The sequence below is a fragment of the Streptomyces sp. NPDC037271 genome, from assembly GCF_055603605.1.
This window is the reverse complement of the sequence record NZ_JBVJVN010000002.1, coordinates 1-23,746: the sequence shown is the minus strand read 5'-3', so window position 1 is coordinate 23,746 and position 23,746 is coordinate 1. Positions and strand designations below refer to the sequence as shown.

The 23,746-nt window shown below is 70.3% G+C and carries 23 protein-coding genes and 1 tRNA gene; 15 read left to right on the top strand and 9 right to left on the bottom strand.

Going from position 1 to position 23,746, the window contains the following annotated elements; translation table 11 throughout:
* The first annotated feature begins 306 nt into the window (after nucleotides 1-306).
* On the top strand, nucleotides 307-612 hold the full coding sequence (locus ACZ7G3_RS04850) for a small hydrophobic protein (RefSeq protein WP_470923217.1): 306 nt from the start codon (nucleotides 307-309) through the stop codon (nucleotides 610-612).
* 15 nt (nucleotides 613-627) lie between these two features.
* Here the strand turns inward: ACZ7G3_RS04850 and ACZ7G3_RS04845 are convergent, their stop codons facing one another.
* Together ACZ7G3_RS04845 and aceE are read right to left on the bottom strand one after the other, a co-directional pair.
* Nucleotides 628-1,095, bottom strand: a complete 468-nt coding sequence (locus ACZ7G3_RS04845) for a MarR family transcriptional regulator (protein ID WP_470923215.1) — start codon at nucleotides 1,093-1,095, stop codon at nucleotides 628-630.
* Between the two features lie 313 nt (nucleotides 1,096-1,408).
* The gene (gene aceE / locus ACZ7G3_RS04840) at nucleotides 1,409-4,240 is read right to left on the bottom strand and encodes a pyruvate dehydrogenase (acetyl-transferring), homodimeric type (protein ID WP_470923213.1); all 2,832 of its coding nucleotides are present in this window, start codon (nucleotides 4,238-4,240) and stop codon (nucleotides 1,409-1,411) included.
* Nucleotides 4,241-4,559: 319 nt separating this feature from the next.
* Here aceE and ACZ7G3_RS04835 point away from each other — a divergent pair, with 319 nt between their 5' ends.
* The 6 genes from ACZ7G3_RS04835 to ACZ7G3_RS04810 all read left to right on the top strand — a co-directional run bounded on the left by ACZ7G3_RS04835 (nucleotide 4,560) and on the right by ACZ7G3_RS04810 (nucleotide 9,258).
* A complete protein-coding gene (locus tag ACZ7G3_RS04835; protein WP_279563571.1) occupies nucleotides 4,560-4,997 on the top strand; it encodes a DUF3052 domain-containing protein in 438 nt (145 codons plus the stop codon).
* Nucleotides 4,998-5,124: 127 nt separating this feature from the next.
* Entirely contained in the window at nucleotides 5,125-5,583 is a 459-nt protein-coding gene (locus ACZ7G3_RS04830; RefSeq protein ID WP_426598822.1) for a peroxiredoxin, read from the top strand.
* Nucleotides 5,584-5,772: 189 nt separating this feature from the next.
* Nucleotides 5,773-6,348 carry a calcium homeostasis/redox stress adaptation protein gene (locus ACZ7G3_RS04825; RefSeq protein WP_426598823.1) on the top strand — a complete coding sequence of 192 codons (576 nt, stop codon included), beginning with the start codon at nucleotides 5,773-5,775 and terminating at the stop codon, nucleotides 6,346-6,348.
* Nucleotides 6,349-6,585: 237 nt separating this feature from the next.
* Nucleotides 6,586-7,161, top strand: coding sequence for a TerD family protein (locus tag ACZ7G3_RS04820; protein WP_426519499.1), 576 nt, complete (start codon nucleotides 6,586-6,588; stop codon nucleotides 7,159-7,161).
* Between the two features lie 49 nt (nucleotides 7,162-7,210).
* Nucleotides 7,211-8,353 (top strand): DUF475 domain-containing protein, encoded by a 1,143-nt coding sequence (locus tag ACZ7G3_RS04815; protein ID WP_470923211.1) that lies wholly within the window; start codon nucleotides 7,211-7,213, stop codon nucleotides 8,351-8,353.
* A 167-nt stretch (nucleotides 8,354-8,520) separates the two neighbouring features.
* Nucleotides 8,521-9,258 (top strand): TerD family protein, encoded by a 738-nt coding sequence (locus ACZ7G3_RS04810; RefSeq protein WP_426603809.1) that lies wholly within the window; start codon nucleotides 8,521-8,523, stop codon nucleotides 9,256-9,258.
* 116 nt (nucleotides 9,259-9,374) lie between these two features.
* On the opposite strand, the gene ACZ7G3_RS04805 is transcribed toward ACZ7G3_RS04810, so the two are convergent.
* On the bottom strand, nucleotides 9,375-10,328 hold the full coding sequence (locus ACZ7G3_RS04805) for a TerD family protein (RefSeq protein WP_426603811.1): 954 nt from the start codon (nucleotides 10,326-10,328) through the stop codon (nucleotides 9,375-9,377).
* 208 nt (nucleotides 10,329-10,536) lie between these two features.
* On the opposite strand from ACZ7G3_RS04805, the gene ACZ7G3_RS04800 reads away from it, so the two are divergent.
* From ACZ7G3_RS04800 to ACZ7G3_RS04790, 3 genes are all read left to right on the top strand, one after another.
* The gene (locus ACZ7G3_RS04800) at nucleotides 10,537-11,742 is read left to right on the top strand and encodes an HpcH/HpaI aldolase/citrate lyase family protein (protein WP_470923209.1); all 1,206 of its coding nucleotides are present in this window, start codon (nucleotides 10,537-10,539) and stop codon (nucleotides 11,740-11,742) included.
* A gap of 104 nt (nucleotides 11,743-11,846) precedes the next feature.
* A complete protein-coding gene (locus ACZ7G3_RS04795; protein ID WP_470923963.1) occupies nucleotides 11,847-14,573 on the top strand; it encodes a phosphoribosyltransferase in 2,727 nt (908 codons plus the stop codon).
* Nucleotides 14,573-15,385, top strand: coding sequence for an HAD family hydrolase (locus ACZ7G3_RS04790; protein WP_470923208.1), 813 nt, complete (start codon nucleotides 14,573-14,575; stop codon nucleotides 15,383-15,385). Before ACZ7G3_RS04795 ends, ACZ7G3_RS04790 begins: the two co-directional genes overlap by 1 nt.
* Here ACZ7G3_RS04790 and ACZ7G3_RS04785 read toward each other — a convergent pair.
* The gene (locus ACZ7G3_RS04785; protein ID WP_470923207.1) at nucleotides 15,303-16,145 is read right to left on the bottom strand and encodes a DedA family protein; all 843 of its coding nucleotides are present in this window, start codon (nucleotides 16,143-16,145) and stop codon (nucleotides 15,303-15,305) included. The genes ACZ7G3_RS04790 and ACZ7G3_RS04785 overlap by 83 nt on opposite strands.
* A 132-nt stretch (nucleotides 16,146-16,277) precedes the next feature.
* Between ACZ7G3_RS04785 and ACZ7G3_RS04780 the strand changes: the two genes are divergently transcribed.
* Together ACZ7G3_RS04780 and ACZ7G3_RS04775 are read left to right on the top strand one after the other, a co-directional pair.
* Nucleotides 16,278-17,420 carry a sensor histidine kinase gene (locus ACZ7G3_RS04780; RefSeq protein WP_470923206.1) on the top strand — a complete coding sequence of 381 codons (1,143 nt, stop codon included), beginning with the start codon at nucleotides 16,278-16,280 and terminating at the stop codon, nucleotides 17,418-17,420.
* On the top strand, nucleotides 17,411-18,055 hold the full coding sequence (locus ACZ7G3_RS04775; RefSeq protein WP_426603821.1) for a response regulator transcription factor: 645 nt from the start codon (nucleotides 17,411-17,413) through the stop codon (nucleotides 18,053-18,055). The genes ACZ7G3_RS04780 and ACZ7G3_RS04775 overlap by 10 nt, the downstream gene beginning before the upstream one ends.
* Nucleotides 18,056-18,170: 115 nt before the next feature.
* On the opposite strand, the gene ACZ7G3_RS04770 is transcribed toward ACZ7G3_RS04775, so the two are convergent.
* From ACZ7G3_RS04770 to ACZ7G3_RS04760, 3 genes are all read right to left on the bottom strand, one after another.
* Nucleotides 18,171-18,389 (bottom strand): zinc ribbon domain-containing protein, encoded by a 219-nt coding sequence (locus tag ACZ7G3_RS04770; RefSeq protein ID WP_398130393.1) that lies wholly within the window; start codon nucleotides 18,387-18,389, stop codon nucleotides 18,171-18,173.
* 160 nt (nucleotides 18,390-18,549) lie between these two features.
* Nucleotides 18,550-19,965 (bottom strand): hypothetical protein, encoded by a 1,416-nt coding sequence (locus ACZ7G3_RS04765; RefSeq protein WP_470923205.1) that lies wholly within the window; start codon nucleotides 19,963-19,965, stop codon nucleotides 18,550-18,552.
* A gap of 71 nt (nucleotides 19,966-20,036) precedes the next feature.
* Nucleotides 20,037-20,807 carry a DUF4097 family beta strand repeat-containing protein gene (locus ACZ7G3_RS04760; RefSeq protein WP_470923204.1) on the bottom strand — a complete coding sequence of 257 codons (771 nt, stop codon included), beginning with the start codon at nucleotides 20,805-20,807 and terminating at the stop codon, nucleotides 20,037-20,039.
* 226 nt (nucleotides 20,808-21,033) lie between these two features.
* On the opposite strand from ACZ7G3_RS04760, the gene ACZ7G3_RS04755 reads away from it, so the two are divergent.
* Nucleotides 21,034-21,108, top strand: a tRNA-Val gene (locus ACZ7G3_RS04755).
* Nucleotides 21,109-21,363: 255 nt separating this feature from the next.
* On the opposite strand, the gene ACZ7G3_RS04750 is transcribed toward ACZ7G3_RS04755, so the two are convergent.
* Nucleotides 21,364-21,720 carry a hypothetical protein gene (locus ACZ7G3_RS04750; RefSeq protein ID WP_470923203.1) on the bottom strand — a complete coding sequence of 119 codons (357 nt, stop codon included), beginning with the start codon at nucleotides 21,718-21,720 and terminating at the stop codon, nucleotides 21,364-21,366.
* 156 nt (nucleotides 21,721-21,876) lie between these two features.
* Between ACZ7G3_RS04750 and ACZ7G3_RS04745 the strand changes: the two genes are divergently transcribed.
* Together ACZ7G3_RS04745 and ACZ7G3_RS04740 are read left to right on the top strand one after the other, a co-directional pair.
* Nucleotides 21,877-22,422: a GNAT family N-acetyltransferase gene (locus ACZ7G3_RS04745; protein WP_470923202.1), complete on the top strand. Its 546-nt coding sequence runs from the start codon at nucleotides 21,877-21,879 to the stop codon at nucleotides 22,420-22,422.
* A 4-nt stretch (nucleotides 22,423-22,426) separates the two neighbouring features.
* A complete protein-coding gene (locus ACZ7G3_RS04740; protein ID WP_426603833.1) occupies nucleotides 22,427-22,660 on the top strand; it encodes a DUF2277 domain-containing protein in 234 nt (77 codons plus the stop codon).
* A 264-nt stretch (nucleotides 22,661-22,924) separates the two neighbouring features.
* Here the strand turns inward: ACZ7G3_RS04740 and ACZ7G3_RS04735 are convergent, their stop codons facing one another.
* Complete coding sequence (locus ACZ7G3_RS04735) at nucleotides 22,925-23,668, bottom strand: ABC transporter permease (protein WP_470923961.1); 744 nt, start codon at nucleotides 23,666-23,668, stop codon at nucleotides 22,925-22,927.
* Nucleotides 23,669-23,746 lie beyond the last annotated feature (78 nt).

Here is a 23,746-nt window from a genome sequence, read left to right as displayed (position 1 = left end):
AAGAGGAAGGCGGGAGCGAGGATCAACCACCCCCACCAACCCCCCCCCCCCCCCCCCCCCCCCCCCCCCCCCCCCCCCCTCCGCCCTTTTCCGGCCCTGTTCGCCTATCCGGGTGACAGGGTCGGCGAACCCTCCCCTCCGGCGAACCTCGCAGGTCACAGTGGGTCAGGTCCTCCGGAGGGCACGGAGGGCGAGAGGCTGCGGCGCGCTGCTGGAGGGGGGCAGCGCGCAGGCAGCGCGTTCGCGGCAGGCATGAGGCGCCGCAGAGGGGTACCCGAACTCCACGAAGAGTTCAGGGAGTTGACGATGGCGAGCTTCGGACAGAGAGCGCGCGGGCACCCCCGCTCACGTGGCCGGACGTGGTCACGGACCGGGCCGGACCGCGCGACGCTCGCAGTCGTCGGAGTCATCTGCGCGATCGCCGGGTTCTTCGTGCTGGGGATCGTCCTCGGCCCCGTCGCGGTCGTCTGCGGCCGGCTCGCCATGGGCCGAAGCCGGGCGGGATCCCGCCCGGTACCGGCCGTGGTCGCCCTGGTCCTGGGTGTCATCGACACGGTCCTGGCGGTCGTCCGGCTCCTCGGAGCGACGACCCCGGGCCACGGCATGCTCTGACACCCCCGCGAGCCTTTAGGCCGGCGAGCCGCCGGTGTTCCGGATCATCTGCTGGAGCACTTTCAGTGTCGTGACGTAATCGGCGTCGTCGATGCCCTGGTGGATGTGGTCCCGGATGGCCGGCGTGTGCTGCTGGAGGCCCGTACGAGCCTCCTCGCCCGCCGCGGTGATCCATAGCCGCCCCTCGGCGTCGCGGGTCAGCCGGCCGCGCTCCAGCAGGACCTCCGCCTCCTTCCCCAGGTCGTCCTCGGGCCTGAGGTACGAGCTCATGGCCTGCTGGAGTTCGGAGACGGTCATGCCGCGGCCGTCGGGGGAGATGTCGTTCTTCGACAGGTTGCGCAGCAGCCAGAACTGAGGCTGGGTGAAGCCCAGTTCGGCCTGCCGGTCCCGGATGAACGAAATGATGGCCTCATAGGCCATTCCGGTCCAGTACCCGGCGGGCTGCGCGGCGAGTTCGGCGTCGGTCGTGGGTGGTGTCGTCATGCGTGGTGCTCCCTCAGGAGTGACTGACGTAATGACTGAAGGAATGGCTGAAGGAATGACTGATGGAATGACTGACGGAATGGCTGATGATGCGAGCACGCTAAGACCTCGAGCGAAGTCGAGGTCAAGGTCGGGGCCGGTTCCGGCTCGGCGCCGTGAACGCCCGGTTCGCTCCGTCACCCGGCGACCGGATGTTCCTCGCCGCGACCGCCCCACCCGCGGCCCGCACCGCAAGGACCCCGAGGAACAGACGTGAGGGGCGGCGGAGCCGCAGCCCCACCGCCCCTCACACCACCCGTCTGCGCGCTACGCGCTACGCGTCACCACCCGCGACCCCCGGATCCGCCGCCGCGACATCCAGCAGCCGGTACCGGTCGATCGCCTGCTTCAGCACCGAACGGTCGACCTTCCCCTCCCGCGCCAGCTCCGTCAGCACCCCCACCACGATCGACTGCGCGTCGATGTGGAAGAAGCGCCGCGCCGCCCCGCGCGTGTCCGCGAAGCCGAACCCGTCCGCGCCCAGCGACTGGTACGTCCCCGGCACCCACCGCGCGATCTGGTCCGGAACCGACCTCATCCAGTCGGACACCGCCACGAACGGTCCCTGCGCACCGGCCAGCTTCCGTGTCACGTACGGCACCTGCTGCTCCTCCTCGGGATGCAGCAGGTTGTGCTCCTCGCACGCCACCGCCTCCCGCCGCAACTCGTTCCAGGAGGTCGCCGACCAGACGTCGGCGCGCACGTTCCACTCGTCGGCGAGGATCCGCTGGGCCTCGACCGCCCACGGCACCGCGACCCCGGACGCCATGATCTGCGCCGGAATGGAACCGGAGGTCCCCTCGCTGAAGCGGTACACGCCCTTGAGGATGCCCTCGACGTCCACGTTCTCGGGCTCGGCCGGATGCTGGATCGGCTCGTTGTAGACGGTGAGGTAGTAGAAGACGTCCTCGCCGTGCGGGTGCTGCTCGTCCCCGCCGTACATCCGGCGCAGACCGTCCTCGACGATGTGCGCGATCTCGAAGCCGAAGGCCGGGTCGTAGGCGACACAGGCCGGGTTGGTGGACGCCAGCAGCTGCGAGTGGCCGTCCGCGTGCTGGAGACCCTCACCGGTCAGAGTCGTACGGCCCGCGGTCGCACCCAGTACGAAACCTCGCGACAGTTGGTCGCCCATCTGCCAGAACTGGTCACCGGTGCGCTGGAAGCCGAACATCGAGTAGAAGACGTAGACCGGGATGAGTGGCTCGCCGTGCGTGGCGTACGCCGATCCGGCCGCGATCAGCGAGGCCGTGCAGCCGGCCTCGGAGATGCCGTCGTGCAGCATCTGCCCGGTCGGCGCCTCCTTGTAGGCGAGCAGCAGATCCCGGTCCACGGACTCGTACTGCTGCCCGAGCGGGTTGTAGATCTTCGCGCTCGGGAAGAACGAGTCCATGCCGAAGGTGCGGTACTCGTCCGGCGCGATCAGTACGAACCGCTTGCCGATCTCCTTGTCCCGCATGAGGTCTTTCAGCAGCCGCACAAAGGCCATCGTCGTCGCGATGGACTGCTGGCCCGACCCCTTCTTCACGGTCGCGTACGTCTTGCCGTCCGGCAGCGCCAGGGGCTTCGAGCGCACGACGCGGGTCGGGACGTAGCCGCCGAGACCCAGGCGGCGGTCGTGCATGTACTGCATCTCCTCGGTGTCCCGGCCCGGGTGGTAGTACGGCGGCGGGCCGGACTCCAGCTCCTTGTCGGAGATCGGCAGGTGCAGCCGGTCGCGGAAGCGCTTGAGGTCGTCGACCGTCAGCTTCTTCATCTGGTGCGTGGCGTTGCGGCCCTCGAAGTTCGGGCCGAGCGTCCAGCCCTTGATCGTCTTGGCGAGGATGACCGTCGGCTGGCCCTTGTGCTCCAGGGCCGCCTTGTACGCCGCGTAGATCTTCCGGTGGTCGTGACCGCCGCGCCCCAGGTGCAGGATCTGATCGTCGGTCATGCTCTCGACCATCGCGCGCAGCCGGTGGTCGTCGCCGAAGAAGTGCTCGCGGATGTAGGCGCCGGACTCCGTGGCGTACGTCTGGAACTGGCCGTCCGGGGTGGTGTTCATGCGGTTGACCAGCACGCCGTCGCGGTCCTGCGCGAGCAGCGGGTCCCAGGTGCGGTCCCACACCAGCTTGATGACGTTCCAGCCGGCGCCCCGGAAGACCGACTCCAGCTCCTGGATGATCTTGCCGTTGCCGCGCACCGGGCCGTCGAGGCGCTGCAGGTTGCAGTTGACGACGAAGGTCAGGTTGTCCAGGCCCTCACGGGCGGCGATGGACAGCTGGCCCAGCGACTCCGGCTCGTCCATCTCGCCGTCACCGAGGTAGGCCCACACGTGCGAGCGGGACGTGTCCGCGATGCCGCGCGCGTGCATGTAGCGGTTCATCCGCGCCTGGTAGATCGCGCCGATCGGACCGAGGCCCATCGACACCGTCGGGAACTCCCAGAAGTCCGGCATCGACCGCGGGTGCGGATACGACGACAGGGCGTGCGGCGCCTTCGACTTCTCCTGCCGGAACCCGTCGAGGTGCTCCTCGCTGAGCCGGTCCAGCAGGTACGCGCGCGCGTAGATGCCCGGCGAGGCGTGCCCCTGGAAGAAGACCTGGTCGCCGCCGTCGCCCTCGTCCTTGCCGCGGAAGAAGTGGTTGAAGCCCACGTCGTACAGGGAGGCCGAGGAGGCGAAGGTCGCGATGTGACCGCCGACGCCGATACCGGGGCGCTGCGCGCGTGAGACCATCACAGCGGCGTTCCACCGGGTGGCGTTGAGGATCTTGCGTTCGATCTCCTCGTTGCCGGGGAAGAACGGCTCGCTCTTGGTCGGGATGGTGTTCACGTAGTCCGTGCTGCGCATCTCGGGCACGGCCACGCGCTTCTCGCGGGCCCGCTCGATCAGCCGCAGCATCAGATAGCGGGCCCGTTCCCGGCCCCGCTCGTCGACGGCGGCGTCGAGGGAGTCGAGCCACTCCTGGGTCTCCTCGGGGTCGAAGTCAGGAACCTGACTCGGAAGGCCACCAATGATGATCGGATTGCGATCACTGCGATCACTGCGATCGGATGCGGAAGCCACGCTGTTCCTTCGCTGTCGGAGGGCCAGTTTGCCGGGTGTCGCGCCGATTCCCCGCCGATTCCCCATCGTGTACCTCGCGGGGCCAAACGTCATCTGTACCGTGGGGTAACCGATTCCCCCATGGGAGTCGGGGGCACGTTCATTCGAGTCTCGTACCCACACATGGTTCCCAAATACGCAAACGGGGCAGATAGGTGTGGTGTACGTCACCTTTGGTCGGGATGGCATGGCTGGAGTTGCGGCGACACGGCCGGGATCGTCACCGTTTCGGCGGTCCCAGTCGCCGGGTACTTGCGCGATCCGCCCCGCCCGTGTGGACTACGGCCAATGCTTCGCGCACGCGCGTGGCTGAGATATTCACCAAGACATGATCAGGAGGCAACCCGTGAGCGCGACCGCGGACCACGCGGAGGAGCGGACGAACCCTGCCGTCAGGCTGGGGTTCCAGCCCGGGCAGGTGGTCCAGGAGATCGGCTACGACGACGACGTCGACCAGGAGCTCCGCGAGGCCATTGAGGGCGCCGTCGAGGGCGAGCTGGTGGACGAGGACTACGAGGACGTGGCCGATGCCGTCGTGCTGTGGTTCCGTGACGACGACGGCGACCTGACGGATGCGCTGGTGGATGCCACCACGTACATCGAGGAGGGCGGGGCGATCCTGCTCCTCACGCCGAAGACCGGCCGTTCGGGGTACGTCGAGGCCAGCGACATTTCGGAAGCCGCGACGACGGCCGGACTGACGGCCGCCAAGAGCGTCAGCGTCGGAAAGGACTGGAGCGGCAGCCGGCTGGCGACGCCCAAGGCCGCCAAGTCCAAGCGGTAGCCGGCCCGGCTCCGCACCACACCCGGACCTCGTACGGGCCGACCGCCGTCGGCCCGTCCGCGGACCCGCGATGATCCCTGCGTAGGGTGGTTCCCAGCGAACCACCCTACGAAGGGACGAACAGGACATGACGCTCCAGGTCGGCGACAAGGCCCCCGACTTCGAACTCAAGGACAACCACGGCGCGACCGTCCGGCTGTCCGACTTCCATGGCCGGAAGAACGTCGTGCTGCTCTTCTACCCGTTCGCCTTCACCGGTGTGTGCACCGGCGAGCTGTGCGAGGTGCGCGACAACCTGCCGCAGTTCTCCGACCGGGACACCCAGGTGCTCGCCGTCTCCAACGACTCCATCCACACCCTGCGCGTCTTCGCCGAGCAGGAGGGCCTGGAGTACCCGCTGCTGTCCGACTTCTGGCCGCACGGCAACGTCTCGCGCGCGTACGGCGTCTTCGACGAGGACAAGGGCTGCGCCGTCCGGGGCACCTTCATCATCGACCAGGAGGGCATCGTGCGCTGGACCGTCCGCAACGGCCTGCCGGACGCCCGTGACCTGGCCGAGTACGTGAAGGCGCTCGACGCCCTGTGACCCGCACCTGAGCGACGCGTGATCGACACCCTGTGATTTGTCGGCTTCAGGGCCTGCGGTGAACGGGAACCCGTCACTAGGATCGACTCGTTGATCCGGTATCCGCAAAGACATCCGACGGTCGACATCCGACGCTCGACATTCAACGCACTTCGGGGCTTCCCGCCCCTGGACACCAATGGAGGACTCGTGGGAGTCAGCCTCAGCAAGGGCGGCAACGTATCGCTGACCAAGGAGGCCCCCGGCCTGACCGCGGTCATCGTCGGTCTGGGGTGGGACATCCGCACCACGACCGGTACCGACTTCGACCTCGACGCCAGCGCGATGCTGCTGAACAGCGGCGGCAAGGTCGCCAGCGACGCGCACTTCATCTTCTTCAACAACCTGAAGAGCCCGGACGGATCGGTCGAGCACACCGGCGACAACCTCACCGGTGAGGGCGAGGGCGACGACGAGCAGATCAAGGTCGACCTCGCCGGAGTCCCCGCCGACATCGAGAAGATCGTCTTCCCGGTCTCGATCTACGACGCCGAGAACCGCCAGCAGTCCTTCGGCCAGGTGCGCAACGCGTTCATCCGCGTCGTCAACCAGGCCGGCGGCGCCGAGATCGCCCGTTACGACCTGAGCGAGGACGCCTCCACGGAGACCGCCATGGTCTTCGGCGAGCTCTACCGCCACGGTGCGGAGTGGAAGTTCCGCGCCATCGGCCAGGGCTACGCGTCCGGCCTGCGCGGCATCGCCCAGGACTTCGGCGTGAACGTCTGACGCACCCACGTGAACGTCTGACGTACCCATACGTCCGAGGTGGCGGCCTCGACCGTCACGTCCGAGGTGGCGGCCTCGACTGTCACGTCCGAGGTGGCGGCCTCGACTGTCACGTCCGAGGCGACGGCCTCGACTGTCACGCCCGAGGAACGGCCTCGACCGTCCGGCGCCGCACGGTTTACGTGCGGCGCCGGACGTGCAGGAAACCCGAGAACCATCACCCGGGGAGGGATCACCATGGGCGTCACGCTGGCCAAGGGCGGCAACGTCTCCCTGTCCAAGGCCGCACCGAACCTCACACAGGTACTGGTCGGGCTCGGCTGGGACGCGCGTTCCACCACCGGAGCACCCTTCGACCTCGACGCCAGCGCACTGGCGTGCAGCAGTGGCCGGGTGCTCGGCGACGAGTGGTTCGTCTTCTACAACCAGCTCAAGAGCCCGGACGGCTCCATCGAGCACACCGGCGACAACCTCACCGGCGAGGGCGACGGTGACGACGAGTCGGTGCTGATCGACCTCTCCGCGGTGCCGGCACACTGCGACAAGATCGTCTTCCCGGTCTCCATCCACATGGCCGACGAACGCGGCCAGACCTTCGGCCAGGTCAGCAACGCCTTCATCCGGGTCGTCAACCAGGCCGACGGCCAGGAACTCGCCCGTTACGACCTCAGCGAGGACGCCTCCACGGAGACCGCGATGATCTTCGGCGAGCTCTACCGCTATCAGGGAGAGTGGAAGTTCCGTGCCGTGGGACAGGGGTACGCGTCGGGGCTCCGGGGCATCGCTCTAGACTTCGGAGTCAACGTTTCGTAAAGCCGCGTACGGCGCGGGGGAGCCCCGTACACATACGATTGGGTAGCCAGTGGTTCTGAAAACCTTCGGGTGGTCGTTCGCGGTCACCGCGCTCGGCCTGGTGGCCGCGATCTTCTACGGGGGGTGGACCGCCTTCGGCGTCGTGGCGATCCTGTCCGTCCTGGAGATCTCGCTGTCCTTCGACAACGCGGTGGTCAACGCCGGGATCCTGAAGAAGATGAATGCCTTCTGGCAGAAGATCTTCCTCACCATCGGCATCCTGATCGCCGTCTTCGGCATGCGCCTGGTCTTCCCGGTCGTGATCGTGGCGGTCAGCGCGTCGCTCGGCCCGATCGAGGCCGTCGACCTCGCCCTGACCGACAAGGACCGCTACCAGGAGCTGGTGACCGACGCGCATCCGTCGATCGCCGCCTTCGGTGGCATGTTCCTCCTGATGATCTTCCTGGACTTCATCTTCGAGGACCGGGACATCAAGTGGCTGGGATGGCTGGAGCGGCCGCTGGCCAAGCTCGGCAAGGTCGACATGCTGTCGGCCTGCATCGCCCTGGTCGTGCTGCTGATCTCCGCGATCACCTTCGGCGCCCACGCCCACCAGCACGGCGGCGCCCATGTCGACAAGGCGGAGACGGTCCTGCTGTCCGGCGTCGCCGGTCTGATCACCTACCTGGTCGTCGGCGGCCTCTCCGGCTTCTTCGAGGACAAGCTCGAGGAAGAGGAGGAGCGCGAGCACGAGGCCGAAGAGGCGGCCGAACGCGCCGGCAAGCCCAAGTCGGCCGTGAAGCTGGCCGGCAAGGCCGCGTTCTTCATGTTCCTCTACCTGGAGGTCCTGGACGCGTCGTTCTCCTTCGACGGTGTCATCGGCGCCTTCGCCATCACCAACGACATCGTGCTGATGGCCCTCGGCCTCGGCATCGGCGCCATGTACGTGCGGTCCCTGACCGTCTACCTGGTCCGCGAGGGCACCCTCGACGACTACGTCTACCTGGAGCACGGCGCGCACTACGCCATCGGCGCCCTCGCCATCGTCCTCCTGGTGACCATCCAGTACGAGATCAACGAGTTCATCACCGGCATGATCGGCGTGGTCCTCATCGGCGCCTCCTTCTGGTCCTCCGTGCGCCGCAACAAGCGGCTCGCCGCGGCCGGGGGAGAGGGCGGCAAGGAGAAGGCGGAGGTCTCCTCCGGGGTGTGAAACGTTGCTGTTCCCGGGCCGGGTTCGCCCCCGGTGTACCTGCTCCTACGGTGTGAACACGGTCCGGGTGAGGAACGCTCTGTGCGGGGCGGCCGACGAGGACGACTCCTCGGGGCCGCCCCGTCGGCGGTCCGCGGCCGGTGGAACGAGCGAAGGTGGGGGCGGGAATGGGTTTCTTGGACGGTCTGTGGCGCGGTCGCGAGGCCGAGTTCGACTCGGGCAGCGCGGCGACCAACTCCATCCAGCTGACCAAACGGCACAGTCAGGTCTCCCTGACCAAACAGGGCGCGGCCACCGGCCACCTGCGCGTCAACCTCGCCTGGCGGATGCGGACCTCGGACATCATGGGTGCGCAGCGTGAGAGCCTGCTGCGGCACCCCTTCAAGGCGCTCAAGCCCCCCGAGGTCGTCGGCCACAGCCAGAGCATGGTCAACGTCGACCTGGACCTCGGCTGCCTCTACGAGCTCCAGGACGGCACCCGCGGCGTCGTCCAGCCGCTCGGCGGCTTCCTGGGCGACGCCAACGGCCCGCCCTACGTCAAGCTCAGCGGCGACGACCGGTTCGGCTCGGCCTCCGGCGAGACGCTCTACATCAACCTCGACCACCGGGACGCCATCAAGCGCCTCCTGCTCTTCGCCTACATCTACGACCAGACCCCGGCCTTCGACCGGACGCACGCCATCGTCACGCTCTACCCGAGCAACGGCCCCCGCATCGAGATAGGCCTCGACGAGCGCCACCCGCAGGCCCGGTCCTGCGCCGTGGTGATGATCGAGAACATCAAGGGTGAGATCTTCGTCCGGCGCGAGGTGAAGTTCGTGTACGGCTTCCAGGGCGAGCTGGACCGCCTGTACGGGTGGGGCCTGCAGTGGGGCCGGGGACACAAGAACAAGGCGGAACGCTGAGCCCGACGCCCGTACCGCCGAGACGCCGCGCGTGCTGCTCGGGTACCCGCCGCGCGTGCTGCTCGGGTCTCCACGCGTGTCCCGCTAGGGCGTCCACGCGTGTCCCGCTCAGGTGGTTACCGCCCGATGAACTGAGGTCCCTGCGGCGGCAGCCGGAAGTCCGGATCGGGAGCCCCGGTGACCGGTGGCGGGTAGCCGTAGCCGGCCTGTGCGCCGGTGCCCCCCGCCGCGGCCGGCGCCTGCGGGTACCCATACCCGGCGCGTCCGGCCGGCTGTGGGTAGCCGTAGGCCGGCTGTGACGTCGGCGGCTGCTGCGGGTATCCGTACGCGGGCTGCGCCGGTACCCCTGCGGGCTGCGCCGGTGCCCCCGTGGGCTGCTCGGGAGGCAGTGGCCGCGAGATCTCCGGCACGGGCTGGACGGTCGTCGGCTCGTCGGGACCGACCACCGGCGGGACGGACGCGGACTGGGCGGAAGTGTGCGGGGACGGTTCGGGCCGGCGGGCCGACATGGGGTCGTCCGCCCCTTCCGACTCGTCCACCGAGATGCCGAAGTCGGTCGCCAGGCCCTTCAGCCCGTTCGAATAGCCCTCACCCAGCGCCCGGAACTTCCAGCCCTCCCCACGCCGGTACAGCTCACCGCAGATCAGCGCCGTCTCCTCGCCCGTCTCCGGCTTGACGTCGAAGTACGCCAGGGGTTCCGCGTCGGCGGCCGTCGCGTCGTACAGCAGGATGCGCAGCGACCGGACCCGGTCGAAGGCGGCGCCGTCCGCCGAAGCGACCAGCAAAATCCGGCCCACCGAGGACTCGACCCCGGGGAGGTCTGTCTGGATCGTATCGGTCAGGCCCTCGGCGACCCGCTTCTTGCCGAGCCGCCAGACCTGACCCGAAGGGTGCCGGGGCTGGTTGTAGAAAACGAAGTCCTCGTCGGAACGCACGCGGTCGTCCGGACCCAGCAACAACGCGGAGGCGTCGATGTCGGGGACCCCCTGCCCGGGTGTCCAGCGCAGCACGGCGCGTACCGTGGTGGCTTGCAGCGGGACGTTCGACCCCTTCAGCATCGCGTGCGTCATGCCGTCATCCTGCCTTCTCGGTCCTGGTCACGACAACGCGGGGGCGGGTACGCGGGTCGTGTCCGCTCACCCCGGGTCGCCGCCGCCGACATGCCCGGGTTACCTCGAATTCATGCCCGGTGGGAACCTCCGACATGGATACGTACGTACTATTACCGGCCACCTTTGGACAGTTCACAGGTCGCCCAGACACCACGGGGGAGTTTTGATGCGTCATTTCGGACAGATTGCCCCTGATGTGCGGAAGCGTCTCTTCCACCAGGAGCCCTGCACCTTCACGGCGGACTCCCCGGCGCGGCTGCTGTCCGCGGCCCTGGGCGCCACGCTCTACAGCCCGGCCACCCGGCCCAGGCTCGCCGACGACATCCTCAAACAGAGCGCGAGCGGCGTGGTGTCGATGGTGCTGTGCCTGGAGGACTCGATCGACGACGCCGACGTACCGGTCGGCGAGGAGAACCTCGTCCGTCAGCTCACGGCCCTGGCAGAACTCCCCCCAGCTCGCGGCACCGCTCGAGCAGGGGAGCCCTCCCTCGACGCCGACATCCCCCTGCTGTTCGTCCGGGTCCGCACCCCCGAGCAGATACCCGACCTCGTACGGCGCCTCGGACCCGCCGTAGGGCTGCTGTCCGGTTTCGTGCTGCCCAAGTTCACCGAGGAACGCGGCATGCCCTTCCTGGAGGCGCTCTCCGCCGCCGAGGCGGCCAGTGGCCGCAGGCTCTTCGCCATGCCCGTGCTGGAGTCCCCGGACCTGCTGTACCGGGAGTCCCGGGTGCAGACGCTGGAGGGCATCTTCCGGGCGGTCGACAAGTACCGCGACCGCGTGCTCGCCCTCCGTCTCGGCGTGACCGACTTCTGCTCCTCCTACGGGCTGCGCCGGGGCCCCGACATGACGGCGTACGACGTCCAGATCGTCGCCTCCGTGATCGCCGACGTGGTGAACATGCTCGCCCGGGCCGACGGCACCGGATTCACGGTCACCGGGCCGGTCTGGGAGTACTTCCGCGTCCAGGAGAGGATGTTCAAACCGCAACTGCGGCAGAGCCCCTTCCTGGAGGTGCAGGCCGTCGAACTGCGTCAGAAGCTGATCGAGCACGCGATGGACGGCCTGCTGCGGGAAATCTCCCTGGACCGCGCCAACGGCCTGCTGGGCAAGACCTGCATCCACCCCTCGCACGTGCTCCCCGTGCACGCACTGTCCGTCGTCAGCCACGAGGAGTTCAGCGACGCCCAGGACATCCTGCGTCCCGAACGCGGCGGCGGGGGTGTGCTGAGGTCCGCCTACACGAACAAGATGAACGAGGTGAAGCCCCACCGGGCCTGGGCCGAGCGCACGCTGCTGCGCGCCGAGGTCTTCGGGGTGGCGAACGAGGACATCGGCTTCGTGGAACTGCTCGCCGCCGGCCTGTCCGACTGAACGCAAGGAAGCCATGACCGACGCAAGGAAGCCATGACCGACGCAAGGAATCCATGACCGACGCAAGGGCCCATGCCACGGTGGACAACGGGAGGCACGAGTACATGACCGAGAGGGCGCGCGCGCAGAAGGGCGCCGGAGTCTGGTCCGGCAGCTGGGTCGCCGAGCGGCTGGGCGTCGAGCTCACCGGTGACGACACGCTGACCGGCCTGCTGGGACTCGCCCTGCGCCGCAACCCCAAGCGCGCGCACCTGCTCGTCTCCAACGTGCTCGGCAAGCACGTCCCGCAGTCGCCCTCCGTCGTGTACGGCCACGGCGTCGCCCTCGGCCGCCGGGTCCGCGAACTGCTCGGCGCCGAAGCGGCCGAGAGCGCGGTCGTCCTCGGCTACGCGGAGACCGCCACCGGCCTCGGCCACTCGGTCGCCGACGGCCTGGGGCCCGCCCCGTACCTGCACTCCACCCGCCGTCCGGTCACCGGCGTCGCCCGGGCGGGCGGCTTCGAGGAGTCCCACTCGCATGCCACCTCCCACCTCCTGCTGCCCGAGAACCCGGCGCTGCTGGCCGGTGACGGGCCGCTGGTCCTCGTCGACGACGAGTTCTCCACCGGCAACACGGTCCTCAACACCGTCCGCGCCCTGCACGAGCGCTATCCCCGCAAGCGGTACGTCGTGGTGGCCCTCGTCGACATGCGCTCGCCCGCCGACGCCGGCCGGCTGGAGGACTTCGCCCGGGAGATCGGCGCCCGCGTGGACCTGGTGACGGCCGCCTCGGGCACGGTCCGGCTGCCGGAGGGCGTACTGGAGAAGGGACAGGAACTGGTCGCCCGGTACGAGGCTCGCGCTGCCGAGCCGATCCCGGAAGGCCCGGCCACAGGGACGTCCGACGCCGACGTCGACGCCGCGGCAGTCGGCCCCGCAGCGGTCGCCGGCAGCGCCACAGTGGGACCGGCCGGGGAACGTTCGCTTGCCGGTGCCGGTGCCGGTGCCGGTGCCGGTGCCGAGCCTGGCCCCGGCCACGCGTCCGACTCCCAAAGCGCCGCTGCCAGTGCCGCCGATCCCGCCCCGGTCCGCCCGGGAGCACACGCACACGGTGCCACCGCCCGCCCCGGGGTGCCCACCCGGCCTTCCCCCGGCTCGATCGCGCGCGTCGAACTGCGGTGGCCCGGCGGGCTCCCCGACGGGGGACGGCACGGATTCACGGCCGCACAGCGAGACCGGCTGGAGAATGCCCTGCCCGGCATGGCGGAGCGGATCACCGAGGCGCTGCCCGCAGGCGCCCGCCGCGTGCTCGTCCTCGGCTTCGAGGAGCTGATGTACGCCCCGCTGCGCCTGGCCCACGCGCTGGAGCAGACCGCCGACGCCGACGTGCGCTACTCCACCACCACCCGCTCTCCGGTCCTCGCGGTCGACGACCCCGGGTACGCGATACGCACCCGCCTCGTCTTTCCCGCACACGACGACCCGGCCGACGGCCCCGGCGAGCGCTACGCCTACAACGTCGCGGGAGCCGGCTTCGACGCCGTCGTCGCCGTCGTCGACTCGGCCGCCGACACCCCCGCGCTGCACGCGCCCGACGGTCTGCTGGCCCGGCTCGCCGACCACGTTCCGCACGTTCTGCTCGCGGTCGTTCCGTCGTACGTCCCGCACGCCCCGCATGCCTCCGAAAGGCCCTCCATGCTGCCCGAGCCCCTGCGTGGTCCCGACTTCTCCTCGTACGCGCCCGACGAGGTCGGCTGGCTGCTCCAGGACCTCTCGGACGTGACGCTGGAGGCACCGACCGAGGAGCGCGAGGAAGCGATCCAGAGCGGCGGCGCGCACTACGCGGAGTCGCTGCCCGTGGAGTACCAGCCCAGCGAGCAGTACCAGGAGCTGTTCCACGCCGCCCTGGAGACGTCCGCCGCCCGGCTGGCCCGCGCCGTCGGAGCCGTCACCGAGATCGTGCTCGCGGAGCGGTCGCCCCGCCCCGTCCTGGTCTCGCTCGCCCGCGCGGGCACACCCGTCGGCATCCTGATGCGCCGCTGGGCGCAGTTCCGCCATGGTCTCGACCTTCCTCACTACGCCGTGTCGATCGTCCGGGGCCGCGGCATCGACGCCAACGCGCTGCGCTGGCTGGCCGACCGACACGACCCCGCCGACGTCGTCTTCGTCGACGGCTGGACCGGCAAGGGCGCCATCACCCGCGAACTCGCCGCCGCCCTGCGCGACTTCGAGGCCTCCGACGGCATCACCGGTTTCGACCCGGAGATCGCCGTGCTGGCCGACCCCGGTTCCTGCGTACGCACCTACGGCACCCGCGACGACTTCCTCATCCCCTCCGCCTGCCTCAACTCCACGGTCTCCGGCCTGATATCCCGCACCGTGCTCCGCGCCGACCTCGTCGGCCGGCACGACTTCCACGGCGCGAAGTTCTACCGCGACCTCGCCGGCGCCGACCTGTCGCCGGCCTTCCTCGACGCCGTCTCCGCCCGCTTCCCGGACGTCGCCGACACGGTCGAAGCCCAGGCCAAGGAGCTTCTCTCCGCCGACCGCACCCCCACCTGGGAGGGCTGGGCCGCCGTCGAGCGCATCAGCGAGGAGTACGGCATCCACGACGTGAACCTCGTCAAGCCCGGCGTCGGTGAGACCACCCGCGTGATGCTGCGCCGCGTGCCCTGGAAGGTGCTGGCCCGGGCCGGCGCCGGCGCCGACCTGGACCACGTACGCCTGCTGGCCGAACAGCGGGGCGTACCCGTGGAGGAGGTCGCCGACCTGCCCTACACCTGTGTCGGGCTGATCCACCCCAAGTACACGCGGGGCGCCACCGGCGCCGACGGCAAGGCGGTGGCGCTCTGATGCCGGTGCTCGTCGCGAGCGACCTCGACCGCACGCTCATCTACTCCGCCGCCGCGCTCGGGCTGACCATGCCCGACCTGCGGGCACCCCGGCTGCTGTGCGTGGAGGTCTACGAGAGCAAACCCCTCTCCTACATGACCGAGACGGCAGCCGGGCTGCTGACCGACCTCGGCGACACGGCGGTCTTCGTGCCGACCACCACCCGGACCCGCGCCCAGTACCAGCGCATCAACCTCCCCGGCCCTCCGTCGAAGTACGCGATCTGCGCCAACGGCGGTCACCTGCTGGTGGACGGCGTCTCGGACCCGGACTGGCACGCGCGGGTGACCGCGCGGCTGGCCGACGAGTGTGCCTCGCTGGCCGAGGTCCGCGACCACCTGATGGACACCGCCGACCCACTGTGGGTGCGCAAGCACCGGGTCGCCGAGGACCTCTTCGCCTACCTCGTCGTCGAGCGCGAACTGCTGCCCGTGGACTGGGTGAAGGAACTCGCCGTGTGGGCCGAGAACCTCGGCTGGACCGTGTCCCTCCAGGGCCGCAAGATCTATGCCGTCCCCAAGCCGCTCACCAAGAGCGCCGCCGTGCACGAGGTTGCCCGCCGCACCGGCGCCAATCTCACCCTCGCCGCCGGCGACTCCCTCCTCGACGCCGACCTGTTGCTCGCCGCCGACCGGGGCTGGCGTCCCGGCCACGGCGAGCTGGCCGACTCCGACTGGACGGCACCGGCGATCAGTGCCTTGCCCGAGTGTGGCGTGCTGGCCGGTGAGCGGATCCTCCGGGAGTTCCTGCGTGCGGCGGGCCCGGCTCGCTGACCCCGCCGTCCAGGCCCCCAGCACTGTCTCCGGCACCGTCTCCGGTGCCGGAGCAGTCGTCGTCACCGGCCGGCGGCCGTATGTCCTGCGCGCGGTCGTGTCCGCGCGCCCGCCTGCGATGGCCGGCCCCCGGCCGCAGCAGCCGCATGCCTATGAAGACCAGCAGCGCCAGGGCGGCGATCGCGAGGATCACCTTCGAGTACGTGGAGGCTATGCCCGAGACCTCGGACCAGTTGTCACCCAGCGCGTAGCCCGCGAGGACGAACACGGTGTTCCAGATCGCGCTGCCCAGCGTGGTCAGCGCGAGGAAGACGGGAAGCCGCATCCGCTCCACGCCTGCCGGCACGGAGATCAGGCTGCGGAAGATCGGTATCATCCGGCCGAAGAACACCGCCTTGGTCCCGTGCTTCTGGAACCAGGCCTCGGTCTTCTCTATGTCCGACACCTTCACCAGCGGCAGCTTGCCCGCTATCGCCACCGTGCGGTCCCGGCCGAGCAGTGCGCCGATCCCGAACAGAGCGAGTGCGCCGATGACCGAACCCGCCGTCGTCCACAGCAGGACGGCGATCAGGTTCATCCGGCCGGAACTCGCCGCGAACCCCGCGAGCGGCAGGATCACCTCGCTCGGCAGGGGAGGGAAGAGGTTCTCCAGAGCGATGGCGAGGCCGGCGCCCGGTGCACCGAGCGCGTCCATGAGGTCGTTGATCCACTGCGGTGCCGCACCGCTGTCCGCGGCCGTCTGCGCTGCGAGGGCTGTCATGTCGACCACGCTAGAAAATCGCAGCTGAAGGGAGACTGAGGAAGACCACAAGATCGCCTGCGGTGTACCGCAGGCGGGAATTGCGGTTTTCCGCAGTGTGTGCCGCCGCAGCGCCCGGCTAGCCTCACGATCATGCGAGACATGGCGCGACGCGTAGTGCGGTGCGGGGTGGGCCTCATCATGGGGACCGCCACGGCCGCCGTCGAGCTGCTCTTCACCCTGCTGGCCGGCGCGGCCCTGCTGCCCGTGGCGGCCTGGCCGGCCGGCCGGCGTGCCGTACTGCGCCCGGTCCTCGTGGGCGCGCGCAGACTGGCGGAGCTGGAGCGAGCCCGGTTGGCGATGTGGCTGGACCTCCGCGTCACGCCCGCGTACGAGGACGTGCGGGCGCTGCGGTACGTGGCCTGCCACTGGTCCCTGGGCGTCCTGGGCGGGGTGGTGATGCTGACTGCCGCGATCGGCCTCGCGTACGGCACCTTCGGGATATACGGCTGGCTCCTGCTGGACGGCATACGCAACCCCGGTTCGCTGGTCCTCGGCAGTCTGGGCGGCTTGTTCCTCGTGTTCCTCGCCGTGCAGGGAATATTCGGAGTGCTCGGACTGGAAGGGCAGCTGGCGCGTCACTTCCTCGGCCCCCGCCACCAGGAGGAGCTGGAGCGGCGGATCGCGGAGCTGTCCGCCAGCCGCGCCGCCGTGGTCGACGCGGTGAACGACGAACGACGCCGCATCGAGCGTGATCTGCACGACGGCGTGCAGCAGCGCCTCGTAGCCCTCGGCATGCTGCTCGGCCGTGCCCGCCGCAGCCAGGACGCCGACCGCCGGGACAAGCTGCTCGGCCAGGCCCACGACGAGAGCCGCCGCGCCCTGGACGAGCTGCGCGAGGTCGCCTGGCGGATCTACCCGACCACGCTGGACGAAGCGGGGCTGCGCGCGGCGCTGGAGACGGTCGCCGAGCGGGCGTCCGTGCCGGTGGGAGTGGAGTACGACCTCGCCGAGGAGCCCGAGCAGGCCGTGGCGACCGTCGCGTACTTCGTTGTCTGCGAGGCGGTCACGAATGCGGTCAAACACGCGGCGCCGACCCGGATAAGCGTCGCCGTCAGAGTGGAGGAGGACCGGATGCACGTGAGCGTCCAGGACGACGGATGCGGCGGGGCGAACGCCGCCGGCAGCGGACTGTTCGGGCTCGCCCGGCGCGTCGCCGCCCTAGACGGCAGCCTCAGCGTGGTCAGCCCGCCGGGCGGGCCCACCCTCGTGGCCGCGGAACTGCCATGCGGCTGATCCTCGCCGAGGACTCGACCCTGCTGCGGGAGGGGCTCGTGCGGCTGCTGACAGAGGAAGGGCACGAGGTGCTCGCCGCCGTCGGCAATGCCGAGCTGCTGCTCAAGGCGGTCGCCGAGGACCCGCCGGACGTGGTCGTCGCCGATGTCCGGATGCCGCCCACCCACACGGACGAGGGCCTGCGCGCGGCTCTGGAGATACGACGGCGCTGGCCTGCGGTCGGGGTGCTGGTGCTCTCGCAGTACGTCGAGAAGCGGTACGCGACCGAGTTGCTCACCGGTGAGACGGAAGGAGTGGGTTATCTGCTCAAGGACAGGGTGGTCCAGATCGACGAGTTCCTGGACGCGCTGGAGCGGGTGGCCGCCGGACGGGCCGCCTTCGACCCGGAGGTCGTCCGCCAGCTGCTCGGCCGCACGACCCACACCGACCTGCTCGCCCGGCTCACCGCGCGGGAGCGGGACGTACTGGCCGAGATGGCGCAGGGCCATACCAACGCGGCGATCGCGCGGCGGCTGCACATCTCGCAGAGCGCGGTGGAGAAGCACACCAACGCGATCTTCGACAAGCTGGAACTGACCGGGGGTGAGGGCTATTCGCGCAGAGTGCTGGCGGTGCTGCGCTATCTGGGCAGCTGAGGGAGGCGCTGGCTGAGGGAGGCGCTGGCTGAGGGAGGCTGAAGGAGCAGACGTCGACCGAGTAAGGCCGAGGCGCCGGCGTGGCTGCACCGGGCGCGTGCCCCGGGCCGGGAGGTCAGCCGCAGCAGCCGCCGCCGCAGCAGCCACCGCCGCCACCCGACGAGGGTGCTGGGGCAGGCGCGGAGGACGAGCCGCCGACGGCGACCGTCGACAGCAGCTTCACCGTGTCGTCGTGGCCCGCCGGGCAGGCGGCGGGAGCGGAGGACTCGGCCATGGGTCGGCTCAGTTCGAAGGTGTCGTCGCAGCTCCGGCAGCGGTACTCGTAGCGAGGCATGCGCACAGGTTAACCGGCCCGGACGGGTGACCCGTCCCGGCGACGAGAACCCGGTACGGAATGCGGACCGGCAGGGGACGGGGCGCGAACCCGGTGAGGAGCGGAAACGAGAACCCGGGCGAGGAGCATCGGGTATCCGCAACCGGCAGCCGCTCGGAGATCAGTGGCCGGCTCCGCGTTCCTCACGGATCCGGGTGACCACGTGGGCAACTGTCTGCCGGACCGCTTCCGTCTCCGTCAGGAAGTGCCAGTAGTCGGGGTGCCGGCCCGCCAGCACGGTGATCGCGCGCTCGAGCCGGGCCACGGCGTCGTCCAGGGGGCGCGCGTGCCGCGGGTCGGGGGTGTTGCGGCCCGCCATGGCCAGGCGCTGGGCGTCGCGGATCACGAAGCGGGTGCGTTCGATCTCCCGCTGAGGGTCCTTCTGTACGGCGTTCAGCTGCCGCAGCCGGTCGCCGGCGGCGGAGACGGCCTCGTCGGTCGAGTTCAGCAGCGCCCGTGCCGTCGACAGCAGGGCGGTGGCGTCGGGCCAGCGCTGTTCGTCGCGGGCGGTCTGGGCTTCGGCCAGCTTCCGCTCGGCCTGCCGGACGGATTCGGTGGCCTGGTCCGGTACGTGCTGGAGGTCCTGCCAGCAGGCGACGGTGAATCGCCGCCGTAGCTCGCTCAGTACCGGTTCGACCTGGTCGGTGCGGGTGGTCAGGGCCTCGGCGCGGGTGCGCAGGGAGACCAGCCGGTGGCCGATCTCGGCGGCGCGTTCGGGCAGTCGTTCGGCTTCGGCACGGACCGACTCGGCCTCTCGGGTGACGCGTTCCGCCCGCTCGAGGGTCTGGGGGACGCCGTGCTGTCCGGCGCCCTGGTTCAGCCGGGTGAGCTCCGGGCCGAGCGTGGCGAGCCGGGCGGCGAGGTCGTCCGCTCGCAGCCCGGATCCCCGGGCGGCGTCCAGGGCGTTGGAGGCGGCCAGCAGGGCCTGCCGGGCGCGTTCGACGGAGGGCGCCAGCCGGGCCAGCTGGGTCTCGGCCTTGCCGAGCAGGGAGCCGAGGCCGTCGGCGAAGCGGTCCAGGTCCTGCCTGACCCGGCTGAGCTCGTTCTTGGCGGCGGTCAGTTCGCTGCGGGCGCGGGAGGCCGCCGACGCCTCCAGGTCGTCCCGGTCCAGGTCGTGGGCGTCGACAGCGCTGATGTACTGGTGGCTGACCTCGTCGATGCGCCGGCCGAGTGCCTCGAAGTCGGTGACCGCGCGCCGGGCGGCAGGGGAGGCGTCGACGGCCGCGATCGTCTCGATCGAGATCCGCAGGTCCCGTTGTGCGGTGTCCAGCTCGTAGAAGGCGGCCGCCGCGTCGTCCTTCGCGGCCTGCGCCTCCGCCCGCTGGCTCTCGGCCCGCCCGCCGAACCAGCGGCGGGTGCCGCCCCCGGCGAACGCGGCGGGGAGCGTCAGCGCGGCGAGGAGCGGCAGGCCCACGAGGGTGAGCGTGTCGCGGACCGCGCCGGACGCGCGGTGGCGGCGCTGGTGGTGGGAACGGTGCGGCAGGCGCTGCGCGCGCGGCACCATCGGCGAGTACGGCTGCGATGGTGTCGCCGTCACATCCCTCTCCCGTGTCGTCCGTCCTGCCCGGGTTCATTCTCCCACCCGTTAGGGACGAACACACGGGCCGGTCAGTTCGCCGTTCGGACCGTGACTTCGCCGTCCTGGGTCCGCGCGGTCACCACGTGGGAGCTGGCTTCGTCCCGGGGCACGGATACGTCGACCGATCCGTCGTCGCTCTCGGCGGACACCTTGTACGTGTCCCGGGGCAGGGAGACGGTCACGGAGCCGTCGTCGCTGCGGGTCTCCACCAGGTCGGGGACGGAGCCGAGTTCGAGTCGGACCGAGCCGTCCTGGGTGGTCGCGTTCACCCGGTGCGAGGTGACGTCCGCGCGCAGCGATCCGTCGTCGCTGTGCATTTCCAGCGGCCCGGTGGTGTCGCTGACGCGTACGGACCCGTCGGCCGTCCGGATCTCCAGCGCCTCCCGGAAGCCCTGCGCCCGCACGCTGCCGTCGTCGGTCTTCACCTTGACGGCGATGCCGCGCGGTATCTCCACCCGGTGCTTGGTGGCGCAGTCGGCGGCCACGCCGGAGCAGTGCGTCCGCAGCTTCAGCCGGTCGCCGTCCATGTTCCAGGTCACTTCGGGGCCGGAGCCGAGCGCGACCGAGCCCTGGAACCACCGGGTCACCTCGACCTTGCCGGACGGATGGCCGTCGGCGGCGACGATCTCCAGCGCGGAGTCGTCGGCGTCGATGGTGAGGACGTCGCCCTGAAGGGCGAAGGACCGCTGTTCGGGGTCCTTGTCGTCCAAGGCGGAGGCGCAGGCACTGAGGCCCGCGACGAGAACGGCGACGGTGCCGACGGCGGCGAAGGCGCGAGCAGGAAAGGTACGGGTGCCCATGACGAGATTCCCCCTGGAACGGACGGCGAGGTGCCTCGTCCGGGGATCCTTCCGGAGCGGAAGAAGCCCTTTCCCGACGCGGCTCTCAGACTGTAGGAGGGCACGGGCCCGCGCCGGGATGCGGTCCGCTACCGGATCGGGGGTGGGGTTAGCCCCAGGCCGAGGTGCCGGTGGCAGCACGTTTGCCGGGCAGTGCCCCGGGCCATGTAGGCTGTCGACTCGTCCTGGGTGCGTAGCTCAGGGGTAGAGCGCCTGCCTTACAAGCAGGATGTCGGCGGTTCGAAACCGTCCGCGCCCACCAGGACCGGCGCCGCAGTCGTCGGTGGAGAGGCCCCCGGAAGTATTCCGGGGGCCTCTCGCGTGCGGTCGTACGTGTACTCCCTGGGATGAGGTCCCGTTCTCCCTGGGGTGAGGTCCGTGAGCAGTGCCGGGCAGCGCGTACGGCGCCCGCCCGTGCGTGGACGGGCGGGGCTGACGAGCAGGAACGGGCTCGACCGGCTCGGCGGGGACTGAACGTCCTCGGCGGTCTCACGAGCCCTGCCCGCAGGGCGTCTCCTCAGGCGTCCTCGGGCGGGGTCTCCCGGTCCGTGGCCTGGCGGGCGCGTTTCAGCTCCGAGCGGGCGTTCACCTGATCGGGGCCGGTGATCTCCGACCAGTAGCGATGGGTGCTGACGAACACGGCGAGTTCGCGCTCACGCTGCCGGAGTTTCTCCACCTCGGCCTGTTCGTCCGCCGACCAGCCGGGCGAGGCCGGGCGCTCGACCTTGCGCCAGCCGCCCGCGTCGCTGAATCCGTCGAGCGGCTCGACGGACCAGGGAAGTCTTTTCAGCAGGGCCGACAGCTCGGCCCTGACCTGATGCAGTTCCTCCTGACCGGCGAGGAGATCACTGGGGAAATCATAGGTCGTAGCCACAACCCAATGATACGCCTGTTCGATTTTGAGGTACGCGTTCCCTTCCGTGGTTCACGCGAAAGGATGGCCCCGCCCGGGCGGGGGCGGGGATCCGCTGTCGGGGTGCCGATCCGCTGCCGAGACCGACTGTCAGACCCCTGCCCTACCGTGAAGAACATGGACGGTGTGGACGAGCGGACCGGGCATGCCGGAGAGCGGGTGTGCCTGGCCCCCTGGGCGGAGGGGGACCTGTGGCTGCTGCGCAGGAGCAACAGCCCCGAGATGACCGCGCACCTGGGCGGGCCGGAGACCGAGGAGCAGCTCGCGGCGCGGCACCGGCGGTACACAGAGCTCGGAACGGGGCGGATGTACCGGGTCACGCTGGCGGACGGCGGCGAGACGGTCGGCTCGATCGGGTACTGGCAGCGGACCTGGCAGAGCGTGGAGGTCTGGGAGACCGGGTGGGCGGTGCTGCCGGAGTTCCAGGGGCGGGGACTGGCTGTCCGGGCGGCTCGTGCCGTGCGGGAGGCGGCCCGGGCCGACGGGGCGCACCGGTACCTGCACGCGTTCCCGAGCGTCGGGCACGCCGCTTCCAACGCGGTCTGCCGCGGGGCCGGGTTCACCCTGCTCGGGCAGGCCGACTTCGAGTATCCGAAGGGTCACTGGATCAGATCGAACGACTGGCGGGTGGACCTGGAGATGGACCTGGAGAGGGGAGACTGACGTCATGTGCCGCAGCATCAAGACACTGCGTCCGCCCGTGCTGGCCGAGGAGGCCACCGAGGACGAGATCAGGGCCGCCGCCCTGCAGTACGTGCGCAAGGTGTCCGGGTTCCGTGCGCCGGCCGCGCACAATCGGGAGGTTTTCGAACAGGCCGTGGAGGCCATCACCGGGGCCACGGCCGAACTGCTGGCAGGCCTGGAGATACGGGGAGGGGCCGGCACGCGGCGTGCCTCCTGAGACCGGGACCGGGACCGGGACCGGGTCCGGAGCACCGGGACGCTGGGACGTCCGCATGTCGTGACCGGTCTTGGCCGGTACCCGAGCGGTCGGCCGGGAACGGGGACGGAACGGGGACCGGGTCCGCGACCCGGCTCGGCGGGCGGCCGGGGACGCCGACGGGGCGGCGTTCACCGACCAGGGGTCGGAGTACGCCGCCCTTGGGCGGTGCGGTGCGGTGCGGGAGGGACGGGGCGCGGCCGGAGGCCTGCGCTGTCACGTCGGCTACTTCGGGTCACGGTTGAACTTCGAGGCCGACCAGAAGTAGCCGAGCGCGGTGAGAGCCAGGCACCAGGCGACCGCGAGCCAGCCGTTGTGGCCGATCCCGGTACCGAGCAGCAGGCCGCGCAGGGTCTCGATGGCCGGGGTGAACGGCTGGTACTCGGCGATCGGCTGGAACCAGCCCGGCATCCCTTCGACCGGCACGAAGGCGCTGGACAGGAGCGGCAGCAGGATGAGCGGCATCGCGTTGTTGCTGGCGGCCTCGACGTTCGGGCTGACCAGACCCATGCCGACCGCGATCCAGGTGAGCGCCAGGGCGAAGAGCACCAGCAGTCCGAGTGCCGCGGCCCACTCCAGGGCCGTGGCGTCCGTGGACCGGAAGCCGATGGCCACGGCGACGGCGCCGACGAGGAGCACACTCAGGACCGACTGGAGCACGCTGCCGATGACGTGCCCGATCAGCACGGAGGGCCGGTGGATGGCCATGGTGCGGAAGCGGGCGATGATGCCCTCGGTCATGTCGTTGGAGACGGACACCGCGGTGCCGATCGTGGTGCTGCCGATGGTCATCAGTAACAGGCCCGGCACGAGGTAGGCGATGTACGCGGAGCGATCGCCGCCGATGCCGGCGCTCATCGCGTCGCCGAAGATGTAGACGAAGAGCAGCAGCAGCATGATGGGCGTGAGCAGCAGGTTCAGGGTGAGGGACGGGTAGCGGCGCGCGTGCAGGAGGTTGCGGCGCAGCATCGTGGACGAGTCGCGCAGGGCGAGGGAGATCCGGGCCGGGCGGGTGGGGGCCAGGGGGGTGGGGGCCAGGGGGGTGCT